General features: G+C 70.7%; 10 protein-coding genes. 5 read left to right on the forward strand and 5 right to left on the reverse strand.

The features are described from left to right. The first annotated feature begins 11 nt into the window (after window positions 1-11). On the forward strand, window positions 12-494 hold the full coding sequence (locus BLT25_RS22520; RefSeq protein ID WP_091050858.1) for a DUF2000 domain-containing protein: 483 nt from the start codon (window positions 12-14) through the stop codon (window positions 492-494). 3 nt (window positions 495-497) lie between these two features. Here the strand turns inward: BLT25_RS22520 and purE are convergent, their stop codons facing one another. Further along, entirely contained in the window at window positions 498-992 is a 495-nt protein-coding gene (gene purE / locus BLT25_RS22525) for a 5-(carboxyamino)imidazole ribonucleotide mutase (RefSeq protein ID WP_091050777.1), read from the reverse strand. Window positions 993-1,081: 89 nt separating this feature from the next. Between purE and BLT25_RS22530 the strand changes: the two genes are divergently transcribed. The 4 genes from BLT25_RS22530 to BLT25_RS22545 are packed head-to-tail and all read left to right on the forward strand — an operon-like array spanning window position 1,082 to window position 8,007. After that, the gene (locus BLT25_RS22530) at window positions 1,082-3,733 is read left to right on the forward strand and encodes an FtsX-like permease family protein (protein ID WP_091050780.1); all 2,652 of its coding nucleotides are present in this window, start codon (window positions 1,082-1,084) and stop codon (window positions 3,731-3,733) included. 5 nt (window positions 3,734-3,738) lie between these two features. Further along, the gene (locus BLT25_RS22535; protein ID WP_256328738.1) at window positions 3,739-4,572 is read left to right on the forward strand and encodes an ABC transporter ATP-binding protein; all 834 of its coding nucleotides are present in this window, start codon (window positions 3,739-3,741) and stop codon (window positions 4,570-4,572) included. After that, window positions 4,565-5,227, forward strand: a complete 663-nt coding sequence (locus BLT25_RS22540) for an ATP-binding cassette domain-containing protein (protein WP_091050785.1) — start codon at window positions 4,565-4,567, stop codon at window positions 5,225-5,227. Before BLT25_RS22535 ends, BLT25_RS22540 begins: the two co-directional genes overlap by 8 nt. 59 nt (window positions 5,228-5,286) lie before the next feature. Beyond that, window positions 5,287-8,007 carry a DEAD/DEAH box helicase gene (locus tag BLT25_RS22545; protein WP_091050787.1) on the forward strand — a complete coding sequence of 907 codons (2,721 nt, stop codon included), beginning with the start codon at window positions 5,287-5,289 and terminating at the stop codon, window positions 8,005-8,007. 182 nt (window positions 8,008-8,189) lie between these two features. Here the strand turns inward: BLT25_RS22545 and BLT25_RS22550 are convergent, their stop codons facing one another. The 4 genes from BLT25_RS22550 to BLT25_RS22565 all read right to left on the reverse strand — a co-directional run bounded on the left by BLT25_RS22550 (window position 8,190) and on the right by BLT25_RS22565 (window position 11,769). Next, window positions 8,190-9,347 carry a 5-(carboxyamino)imidazole ribonucleotide synthase gene (locus BLT25_RS22550; RefSeq protein ID WP_091050789.1) on the reverse strand — a complete coding sequence of 386 codons (1,158 nt, stop codon included), beginning with the start codon at window positions 9,345-9,347 and terminating at the stop codon, window positions 8,190-8,192. 94 nt (window positions 9,348-9,441) lie between these two features. Next, entirely contained in the window at window positions 9,442-9,741 is a 300-nt protein-coding gene (locus BLT25_RS22555) for a winged helix-turn-helix domain-containing protein (protein ID WP_229788189.1), read from the reverse strand. 249 nt (window positions 9,742-9,990) lie between these two features. Next, window positions 9,991-10,941, reverse strand: a complete 951-nt coding sequence (locus BLT25_RS22560; protein ID WP_091050793.1) for an adenylate/guanylate cyclase domain-containing protein — start codon at window positions 10,939-10,941, stop codon at window positions 9,991-9,993. Between the two features lie 24 nt (window positions 10,942-10,965). Then, window positions 10,966-11,769 carry a biotin--[acetyl-CoA-carboxylase] ligase gene (locus BLT25_RS22565; protein ID WP_256328739.1) on the reverse strand — a complete coding sequence of 268 codons (804 nt, stop codon included), beginning with the start codon at window positions 11,767-11,769 and terminating at the stop codon, window positions 10,966-10,968. Between the last annotated feature and the right edge of the window lie 171 nt (window positions 11,770-11,940).

Below are 11,940 nucleotides of genomic sequence, written 5' to 3' on the forward strand. Positions count from 1 at the left end.
GAGTCAGAATGATGAGCACAGGTGTCGAGGCGGCGCGGATCGGGTTCGCTCCCGACGAGATCGACCAGTCGATGAGCACCCGCGAGGCGCCCTTCAAGTGGGTGGTCGTCGTCGACCAGGACCTTCCGGCCGGGCGTGCCGTGAACGCGGCCGTCTGCGTCGCCGGAGCGACCACGCAGCGTACGTCCGGACTCCTCGGGCAGGACGCGGTGGACGCCGACGAGTCGACCCACCCGGGCCTGCCCTGGATCGGCTGCACGGTGCTGGGCGCTCCGGCCCAGCGGCTGACCGACCTGCGGCGGCAGGCCATCGCGCAGCCCGGCGTCGCCGTCGTCGACATGCCCACGCAGGCGCAGCACACGAGGGTGTACGACGACTACCTGTTCGCCGTCGGGAACAGTCGCGGCGCCGACCTGTCCTACTGCGCGATCAGCCTCTTCGGCCCCCGTCGGATCATCGACAAGCTGGTCAAGGGGCTCTCGCTCCTGCCCTGAGGGTCAGGAGGTGGCGTTGCGTACGACCTCGCCCTTGGCCGCGGCGAGCTCGGCCAGCGACTTCTCGTACGCCACCAGCTTCTGCTGCAGCTCGGGGTCGCTGACCCCGAGGATGCGGGCGGCGAGGATGCCGGCGTTCTTGGCGTTGCCGATGGCGACCGTGGCCACCGGGATGCCGCCGGGCATCTGGACGATCGACATCAACGAGTCGAGGCCGTCGAGGTACTTCAGCGGCACCGGGACGCCGATGACCGGCAGCGGGGTGACGCTCGCGAGCATCCCGGGAAGCGCCGCGGCACCGCCGGCGCCCGCGATGATCACCGACAGCCCTCGACCGGCAGCCTCGCGGCCGTAGTCGAGCATCTCCTGGGGCATCCGGTGGGCCGACTTCACATCGGCCTCCCACTCGATCCCGAACTCGTCGAGGAGCTCGGCCGCGGCCTTCATCGTCGGCCAGTCGGAGTCGGACCCCATCACGATTCCCACGCGTGCACTCATGGTGACAGGCTAGGCGCGCCCGGCCCGGAGAGACGGATCGGCCCGTATTTAACTTTCGCGCGACCGCCGACCTGCGACATCGTGACCCGATGCTGTCGGCCCTGAGATACCGCGCCGGCCAGGTCGTGGTCATCGCGCTCCTGTCCGCCCTGGTCACGACGTGTGCGGCGTTCGCTCCCCTCTATGACCGGGCGATGCAGCAGGCGGCGGTCGCGGTGGCGCTCGAGGACGCACCGAGCGCGCTGCGCGACCTGCAGATCTACGGTCCGGACGCCGAATGGTCCCTTCGGCGCACCGAGCCGGGCGAACTCGTCGGGCTCCTTCCCAGCACCGAGCATCTGTTCCAGAAGCCCGTGCTGGGGAGCACGGCGACCACGAGGCTGGACCTGGATCGGGTCGCCCCTGTCGAAGGTGAGCTGTGGTGGCGTGCCGGCCAGTGCGACCACGTCGACATCGCGGTCGGCTCCTGCCCGGCCGCCAGCCGACAGATCATGGTCACCGAGGCCGAGGCCGAGGAGTACGGGTTCACCGTGGGGACGGTCGTGAAGGCCAAGGCAGCCTCGCTGCTGGCCACCGTCGACAACGCGGAACCGGAGATCGTCCACTACGAGATCGTCGGCATCTACCGTGCCGCCGACCCGGACTGGTGGCAGGGACTACAGCTCGACGGTCGGGCAGGAGTCGCCGCCAGCGACCTCCCGCGGCACGACGCCTGGTTGACGGACCAGTCGACGTTCTCGACGCCCACACCCGTGTTGCCCCGGGAGCACGCGTGGGTCGGGTATCGGCTGCGTACGGATGAGGTCGGGGTCGACGAGCTCGCTGCTCTCAAGACCGACCTGGTCCAGCTCAGCGCCACGCTCGAGGAGGACTCCTCGGGCACGGTCGGCGGCTCCCCGGATGCCGGCGACCCGTCCTCCGGGATCGTCTCGTCGCTCCCGGCGCTCGCCGATCGGGTCGATGCGCAGATCCAGCAGAGCCGCACCACCGTCCCGTTGCTCCTGTGCCAGCTCGGGCTCCTCGGCGTGATCGTGCTCTGGCTGATGCTGCTCGCGGCCACCGACCAACGCCGCTCCGAGGTCGTGGTCGCCCGCCTGCGCGGCCGCGGCACCGCGGGCGCCAGGACGTTGCTGATGCGCGAGCTGCTTCCGGCAGTGCTGCTCGGCGTCGTGCCGGGTGTGGTGATCGCGCTGCTCGGCGCGTGGCCGGCGCGCGCTCTCGTCCTGCCGGGCGATCCACCGTTCGAGCTGCCTCGCAGTCTCGTCGCCGCCGTCCTCATCGCGGTGGCGATGCTGGTGCTGGTGACGTACGTCGCCGTGGTCCGGGTCGCTCGCGAACCACTCGGCACCCTCCTGCACCGGACCGGTGGCCGTCGCCCTGGTTGGCGCCTGGGAGTCGGCGACGCGATCGCGATCGCCGTCTCCGGTGCCGGCGTGGTCGCCTTCGCGACCGGCAGCCTCACCGGTGCCCTGGCTCTGGCAGCACCGGCCCTGCTCTCGGTGTTCGTCGGTCTGGTGCTCGCCCATCTACTTCCTCCGGTTGCCGCCCGGCTGGGTGGAACGCTCCTGCACCAAGGCCGGTTGCGGGCCGGGGTCTCGCTGCTGGACGCCTCGCGGAGCATCATGACGCGGCGCACCGTCGCTCTGGCCACCGTCGCCGGCTCGCTCGCGGTCTTCTCGGTCTGCGGGCTGGTGGTCGGCGACCGCAACCGGGAGCTCGCCGCTGAGCAGGCCATCGGGGCACCTGTGGTGGTTCAGGTGCAGAGCGCCTCCCTGACCGACAGCCGACTGCAGGTGGTCGAGACGGTGCTGGCCGATCTGGATCCTGACGGGAAGCGGGTGACTCCGGTCGTACGCACCGCCTCATCCAGCGGACAGATCTCCACCCTCGCGGTCGACCCCGAGGCGTTCAGCCGGATCGCGCTCTTCGCCGACGGCGCGCCCAGCCAGAAGGCTTGGTCGGCCCTTTCTGCCGGGTCCTCACGGGAGCCGGTCCCGACCATCACTGCCGGCACGCCGGCCGAGGAAGGGGCCGGCGAGGTGACGGTCCTCGGGGTCGACGGAGTCCACCAGAAGGCCACCCGGGTCGCGGTGGCCGACCGGATCCCCGGCGACGGCCCCAACGTCACCGTGGTCGACCTCTCCACCGCCACGGAACTCGCCACGCCCGACTACGAGTCCAGCATCGCGCTCTGGTTCGCCACCGAGGACCCGGCGTTCGTCGACACGGTCGTGGACACGCTCGCGAGCGAGGGGGTGTTCGCCGCTGACACCCGCACCCTGACCGGCGTACGTCACAGCCTGGATGCCTCGATACCGTCGTGGAGCCTCTGGCTCGGAGTCGTGGTCGGATTCGCCGCTGTGCTCCTCGCGGTGGTCGCACTGACGGTGCTCACCGTCACCGGCTGGCGCGTCCTGGCCCTGGATCTGACGGCGCTGAGGCTGGCCGGCGTCGACCAGCGTACGGTCGCTGGCATTCCCACCTACGCCCGACTGCTTCCGGTGCTCGTCGGGGTCCTCGCCGGTGCCGGATGCGGCGCGATCTGCGCCGCACTCACCCTGCCCGACGTCCCGCTGCTCGCAGTACCACCGGACGTCGACGTCACCGATCTGAGCATCCCCTGGGCTGCGGTCGCGATGACCACCATCGGGTGCCTGATCGTGCTCGGCGCGGCCGCGGCGCTCCTCGGCCACGCGGTGGCTGCCATGGTTCGATTCGACCGACTCCGGGAAGCAGCATGAACGGAATGTCCATCCGCACCCACGGACTGGTGCACATCTACCACGCGGAAGGCCATGACGTGGCCGCGCTCTCCGGCGTCGACCTCGATGTCCGCGCCGGCGAGCTGATGGGTCTGCTCGGGCCGTCGGGAGCAGGCAAGTCGACGCTGATGAGTCTGCTCGCGGGTCTGTTCCGGCCCAGCGCCGGCAAGATCTTCGTCGGCGAGCACGAGGTCTCGGCCGCCTCGACCAAGGAGCTCGACCGGCTCCAGGCGACCCGGGTGTCGCTGATCCTGCAGGGCGCCGCACGCAACCTGCTGCCCTATGCCACCCCGGCGGCCAACGTACGTTTCGCGCAGCACACCGCGCGCCGGGCCGGCCTCGACCTGCCCCCGCCGGAGGCCGTGCTCGACGAGCTCGGCATCCCGGCTGTGGCCGATCGCCCGCTCGACCGGCTCACCCCCGGTGAGCTGCAGCTGGTGGCGATGGCGGTCGCGCTCGGCACGCGTCCAGGGCTGGTGCTCGCCGACGAGCCGACCAGCCAGCTCGACCACGGCGCCCGCGACCTGGTCCTCGAGCGCCTGGCCGAGATCAACCGCACCCACGGGACCACGGTCGTGCTGGTCACCCACGACCCGCACGTCGCCGCCTTCCTCCCCCGGACCGTGACCATCCGCGACGGCAGGATCGGTGGTGAGGGCCGTAGCGGCGAGGAGTACGCAGTGGTGACGGCCGACGGGTTCCTGCCGCTGCCGGGCCACGTACGCGACGACCTGCCGCCGGGGACGCTGGTCCGGTTCCATCCGGTCGATGGGCACTACGAGCTGGTTCCGGAACGGGAAGGTGCCGAGGATGAGTGATCTGGTCGCGGAGCGGTTGAGCGTGGCGTACGACGAACTGGTCGCGCTGCGCCCGCTCGACCTGCGGGTGGCCCCGGGCACCGTGCTCGCCGTCACCGGCCCGTCGGGAGCCGGCAAGTCGTCCTTGCTGTGGGCGCTCGGCGGCGCGATCGCACCGGCCGAGGGCACCGTGAGCCTGGACGGGGCTCGGCTCGACGGGCGGGACACGGCCGCGCGGCTCGGCGTCGCGCTGATCCCGCAGGGCAACGGGCTGGCCGGGTCGCTCAACGCCACCGAGAACGTCCTTGTTCCGCTGCTCGCGCTCGGCACCACGGCCGCCGAGGCACGCACCCGGACCCGGGCGGCGCTGGAGCTGGTCGGCCTGCAGGAGTCCGGCCGCCATCTCGTCGACGAGCTCTCCGGCGGCCAGCAGCAGCGCGTCGCGCTCGCTCGAGCCTTCGCGATGCGGGCCGCGGTGATCCTCGCCGACGAGTCCACCAGCGACCTCGACGCCGGCAACCGGGAGCGGATGATCGCCGCGCTCCGCGCCGAGGCGGCCCGCGGCGCGATCGTCGTCCTCGCCACCCACGACCCGGAGGCGGCGGCCGAGGCCGACGCCGAGCTGGCGCTCGACGAGGGGGTCGCATCATGGCCCCGACCTCTGCCTGTCATCTGATTGTCGGTCCTGCCCGCTAGTGTGCTGGCCACTCTCCCCCACCGACCCCACAAAGGCAGATGGACCGACCTACGAGCACCGATGTCGTCGTCAGCGCGCCACCGAACCCGACCGCGGTCGAGCGGTTCACCGGGCTGACCAAGGCGGAGCGCAAGGCGCTGCCGTCCCGGGTGCGACAGGTCGCGTCCTGGTCCCGGCAGGCGGCCGCGGCGACGCGCGCGCGGGCCGAGATCGAGCAGGAGGCGGCCGAGGCGGTCGACCACTACCGGGAGAGCGCGGCCGAGCTGAAGCGCGCGGCCCAGGTGGCCTGGCGCAGCATCGGGCTCGACCGGAACGACGGACCGCGGCTGGCCGCGATCGCGCGGCGGCACGCGCTCGACCCTGTCGAGGAGACCACTCAGGAGCTCGTCTCCATGTTGACCGGCGCCACGGAGGACGTGGCGCGAGCGAGGAGGGCGTCCGGCGCCCGGCGGCTGTTCGTCCGAGGGAACCGACGCGAGGACGCGGAGCTGGCAGGACGGCGGATCCTCGACCTCCACCAGTGGGCGAGCGAGGTCCAGGCTCCGACTCGGCTCGACCAGCTGGCCGGGCTCCCGGCGCGCCGCCGGGTACGGATCCGCGAGGCGCTGCTGCCGAGCGTCGGCCTCCTCGATGCGCTCGCGGGACTGGGCTCGGAGGCGGTGCTGGCGCCGCGCAAGGGCGTCCTCGTGCTGCGCAACGAGGGCGAGACGCTCAACGAGGCCAGGCGCTCCGAGGAACCCGCGCGCCGTGCCGCGACCGACGCCGCGAACGCGGTCCGGAGCGCGGACACCGACACCGCGGTCAGGTCGCTGCCGGTCGACGATCTCGCCGACCTCGTACGCATCGAGCCCCTCCTCGACGCCGGGATCCGCACCGTCCACGAGGTCATCCATCCCACCTCTGACCTGCGAGAGCTTCCCGGCGTCGGGCCGGCCACCGCGATGCGGATGCAGGAGGCGGCGCAGGCGCTGTGGCAGCGCACCTACGACGAGATGCCGCTGGCCATCGACCACGAGCGCCGCACCCCGGCGGCCACCAGGCTGCTCGCGCGGCTGGCGGAGTGGGAGGCCGGGAGGCGTACGAAGGACGCGGGGGCGGAGCTCGCCCTGGTCCAGTCGCTGCGGCCGCTGACCCGGTCCCTCGACAGCGGCGCCAGGTTCCATCTGATCCTGGCCAACGCGGCCAGCCTCGACGACTTCCAGGGCGCGCTGCGGGCGATCGCCCACCGAGCCGAGATGGCCCGCCGGATCCGTCCCGGCAACCGGCCCGCCGACCCGTGGGACGACTTCGAGAAGCGGCCGGCCGACTACTACGCGATGCTCTCCGAGCTCGGCTTCCTCACCGAGGACGAGGACAAGATCCACGGCGACCTGTCGGCCGAGATCATCGAGGCGGTCCGGGCCCAGGAACTGCGCACCAACAACCTGACCGCGTCTCTGCGCGGCTATCAGCACTTCGGCGTCCGCTTCGCGCTGGTGCAGATGAAGGTGATCATCGGCGACGAGATGGGGCTCGGCAAGACGCTCCAGTCGCTGGCCGTGCTCGCCCATCTGCACGCGATGGGCGCGTCCCACACGCTGGTCGTCTGCCCCGCTGCCGTGGTCACCAACTGGGTGCGCGAGACCGACTCGAAGACGACCCTGATCCCCCACCGCCTCCACGGCAACCGCCGCCTGAAGGCCGCCAAGATCTGGGTCGAGCAGGGCGGCGTCGCGGTGACCACCTACGAGACGCTCAACGCGATCCAGCCGTTCCTCGACCAGGTCGAGGTCGCCTGCGTCGTGGTCGACGAGGCACACATGATCAAGTCGCCACGCACCCAGCGCACCGAACGCGTACGCCGCGTCCTCGACGCCTCCGAGCGCGCCATCCTGCTCACCGGCACGCCGATGGAGAACCGCATCGACGAGTTCCGCAACCTGGTCTCCTATCTCCGCCCCGACCTGCTGCTCTCCGCCGACGAGTTCAACCCCCACCGGTTCCGCAAGCAGGTCGCCCCGGTCTACCTGCGCCGCAACCAGGAGGACGTGCTCACCGAGCTGCCCGACCTCGTCGAGGTCGAGGACTGGCTGCCGCTCTCGGCCGCCGACGAGAGGGCGTACGCCGAGTGCGTCCGCGACGGAAACTTCATGGCCATGCGGCAGGCCGCGATGCTTCAGGGCATCTCGTCGGCGAAGGTCGAGCGGCTGGTCGAGATCGTCGGCGAGGCCGAGGAGAACGGCCGCCGCGTGATCGTGTTCTCCCACTTCAGGAAGGTCCTCGATGACCTGGTCACGCTGCTGCCGGGCGAGGTCTTCGGGCCCCTGACCGGGTCGGTGCCCGCCGAGGAGCGCCAACACATGGTCGACGAGTTCTCCGCGGCCGGCCACGGTGCCGTGCTGGTCACCCAGATCGTCGCCGGCGGGGTCGGCCTCAACATCCAGTCGGCGTCGGTCGTGGTCATCTGCGAGCCCCAGCTCAAGCCGACCATCGAGTGGCAGGCCATCGCCCGCGCCCGCCGGATGGGCCAGCTCCAGTCCGTCCAGGTCCACCGCCTGCTCTCCGAGGTCGGCGTCGACCAGCGCGTCCACGACATCCTCGCGGCCAAGGCCGAGCTCTTCGACGACTTCGCCCGGGTCAGCGCCACCGCCGCCAGCAGCCCCGAGGCGTACGAGACCTCGCACCCCGAGGACGCCGCCACCGCCCTGGCCACCGAAGCCTCCGACGCCGAGATCGCCCGCGACGTCGTCGCCACCGAACGCCAGCGCCTAGGCCTCTGACCCGGCCGAGGCGTCAGGCACGTCGATCGAGGCGTCAGCCAGGACGGTCGAGGCGTCAGGTACGTCGCCTGAGGCGTCACGCCCGTCGGCCGAGACGGCAGTCGGTGCCACTTCGGCCGACCCGAGCGACCTCTCGACCGGCGGGCGTGACGCCTCGGCCATCGGGGGTGACGCCTCGACGGTCAGTCGGAGTCGTTGCCGAGGTCGCCCTGGAACCAGTCGGCGGCGTGGCGGGCGCGCTCGAGACAGTCGTCGAGGTCGTCGCCGTAGACGTTGACGTGGCCGACCTTGCGACCCGGGCGCATCTCCTTGCCGTAGAGGTGGACGCGGAGGTGGGGGTCGCGGGCCATGGCGTGGGGGTAGCCGTCGTAGAGGCGGCCGACGTTGTCCCGGGTCGAGCCGAGGATGTTGACCATCACCGACCACGTCGCGCGGGGCGCGGGAGAGCCGAGAGGCAGGTCCATGACCGCACGCAGATGGTTCTCGAACTGAGAGGTGACGGCGCCGTCCTGGGTCCAGTGGCCGGTGTTGTGGGGGCGCATGGCGAGCTCGTTGACGAGCAGCCGGCCGTCGACGGTCTCGAACATCTCGACCGCCAGGATGCCGACGACACCGAGCTCACCGGCGATACGCAGCGCGATCTGCTCGCCCTCGACGGCGAGCTCGGGCGAGAGGTCGGGCGCCGGAGCGATGACCTCCTTACAGACGCCGTTCTCCTGGTAGGTGTGCACGACCGGGTACGCAGCGGCCTGGCCGCTCGGCGAACGGGCGACGATCGCGGACAGCTCCCGGCGGAAGTCGACGAGCTCCTCGGCCAGAACCTGGACGCCCGCCTCCTCGGCGACACGGAGCGGCTCGGCGACATCGGCGACGTCACGTACGACCCAGACGCCCTTGCCGTCATAGCCGCCGCGGGTGGTCTTGAGGACGCACGGGAACCCGAACGCCTCGACCTCGGGGGTGGACGACACGATGGCGTTGCGCGGGCACGGGATACCGAGCTCGGTCAGCCGAGCGCGCATGACGCCCTTGTCCTGGGCGTGCACGAGGGCCTCCGGGCCGGGGCGGACCGCCACTCCGGCGGCCGCGAGCGCGTGCAGGTGCTCGGTCGGGACGTGCTCGTGGTCGAAGGTGACCACCTCGCAGCCCTCGGTGACCTTCTTCAACGTGTCCAGGTCGCGGTAGTCGCCGACCATCTGGTCGGGGATGACCTGAGCGGCCGAGACGCCCTCGCCCTCGGCGAGAAGCCGGAGCGGGAGGCCGAGCGCGATTGCGGGCTGGGCCATCATGCGGGCCAGCTGGCCGCCGCCGATGATCGCGAGTGTCGGTGCGAGGGTCACGACGACAGCGTAATGAGACTGCCCCGCCGGGGCCGATTTCGCGGATCCCCCTCACGCAATCCGCGAAACCTGACCCCCGGCAGTTGGACGAAGGTCAGGCCTTCTCGAAGCGCAGGCCCTTGCCGCGCAGAGTGGTGATCAGATGGGGCTTCCGGGGGTCGTCGCCCAGCTTGCGACGCACCCATCCCAGGTGCACGTCGATGGTCTTCGACGATGTGTAGAAGGTCGCGTTCCACACGTCCCTCATCAACTCGTCGCGGGAGACGACGTTGCCAGCCCTCTTGATCAGGGCGTGGACCAGGTCGAACTCCTTGCGAGAGAGCGTCAGCTCCTCATCGTTCCGCCATGCTCGCCGGGTCTCCGGGTCGAGCTTGATCTCCTGTACCTCGATCATGAGACCGACATTAGGGAGGTAAAGAGCCCTTGGCAAAGGATTGCACGATATTGCCACTGACATCTTCATGCCAAGGTGCAACGAATTGGGCATGCCAAACGTGCGCCCCCGAACAGCGCACTCAACCATGCCCACGAAGGCATGGCCAGGTAAAGCAGTCGCCACCCCGCGTTGATCGACTGTTAATTACAACGGAATGTGAACAGATCTGCGAAGTCGCAGGTCAGCAGCGCCCTCGAAGGTCACGATTCAGACACGACGGACCGCGACGGGCTCCACGATCCCGAAACCTCGCACCGGTCGAGCGGCCAGACGCCGGGTCTCGAACTCGTCCGCGGGCATCGTCCCTGCGGTCGCCTCGTCGACGATGATCCGGTTGCGGCGAGCGACGGCGGTCAGCCGTGCGGCCATGTTCACGGGCGGCCCGAAGACGTCTCCGAGACGCGAGACGACGTTGCCGGAGGCGAGCCCGACACGTACGTCCGGCATCCGCGGATCCCGGCCGATCACGTTGATGATCCCCTCGGCGGTGCCATAGGCCTGCAGTGGGTCGTCGTTGACGAAGAGCACCGAGTCGCCCAGCGACTTGATGATCCGGCCGCCCCAGGTCGCCACCACGTCGGCACACCGCGACTCGAAGAGCTCGACCAGGTCGCCGATCTTCTCCTCGGTCAGCGTGTTCGACAACGCGGTGAACGAGACGATGTCAGCGAACCCGACCGTCTGCCAGACGGTGCCCAGCTGCTCCTCGGGGCCCGCGACCGACGCCTCGGCCCGGGCGAGGGCGGCGCGCGTGTGCCGGCGCCAGGCGAAGATCATCATCTCCTCGAAGGCGCTCTCGAACTGCTCGGAGACCGAGACGGTCGCCTTCAGCAGCTCGGCGGGCGTCCGGTCGTCCTCGTTCTGGGTCTCGACGTGGTGCAGCAGCGCGGAGACCTCGTAGTCGGACAGGCGCGCCATCGACTGCCCGATGCCGCGGGTCAGGTTGACGACCAGGTCGAAGCTGACCAGCCCGTTGCCGGCGATCTCGTTGGCCTTGGCCAGGGCCTGCACGTCCGCCTCGTCGAAGAACGCCTCGTCGTCCCCGATCTCCGGGAACCCGAGAGCACGCCACAGACGTTTCGCCTGGTCCAGGCTCACGCCGGCCTTCTCGGCGACCTCCGCCGAGGTCAGGTTGACGGGCTGCTTCGATTTCGCCACGAACAGATCATGCCATTCGGTACGTCACGCCTGCCCGCGGAGCCGGGCGTGGATGACGTCGCCCGCGCCGACCACCCTCGGCCCGGCGTCGGTCGCGATGACCAGCCGGCCGAAGTCGTCGATCTCGGTGGCCACGCCCTCCCATACCTCCCCGCCCGGAAGCTCGGCGCGTACCTGCTCGCCGATGGTCACCGACAGCTCCCGGTAGCGGCGAGCGAGGTCGTCGGGATCCGACCCCCAGATCTCGTACGCAGCCCCCAGCTCCTCCAGCAGCGCGACGAGCATCTCGGTGCGGTCGACGGGCGCCCCGCTCTCCAGCTCCAACGAGGTGGCGGTCTCGACCGGCAGCTCCTCGCGCGTCAGCGAGGTGTTGAGCCCGAACCCGATCACGGCGGCCGCGCCCTCGGTCGTCTCGATCCGCTCGATCAGGATCCCGCAGACCTTGTGACCCTCGATGAGGACGTCGTTGGGCCACTTCAGCCCGGCCGCGTACCCCTTCGTCCGCAGCACCGACGCGACCGCAACACCGGTCATCAGCGGCAGCCAAGGCCACCGCTCCACCGGGATCGAGGGCGAGGGCCGCAGCAGTGCGGAGACCGTCAGCGCTGATCGCGCCGGAGTGGTCCACCCCCGGTCGAGGCGCCCGCGACCGGCGGTCTGGTGCTCGGTGGTGATCACCAGGCCCGGCTCCTCGCCTGCGCGCGCACGCTCGGCAAGCACGCCATTGGTCGTGGGCGTCTGGTCGAGGATCTCGACGCGCCACCCGCCCGGCAGCGCATCGAGCCGGGAGCGGTCAAGTGACGGGCGTCGCATCGCAGAAGGTGGCACGGGATTAGATTGGCCCCCAGACCGCACGAAGTCCAGAGGAGCCGACGTGAGTGCCGAACCGAGCAACGAGCCAGTCATCGATCTGCACACGACTGCCGGGAAGCTGGCCGAGCTGGAGCGTCGTCTTGACGAGGCCGTCCATGCTGGTTCGGCCAAGGCGGTGGAGAAGCA

The organism is Nocardioides sp. YR527 (genome assembly GCF_900101045.1).
GTDB lineage: Bacteria > Actinomycetota > Actinomycetes > Propionibacteriales > Nocardioidaceae > Nocardioides.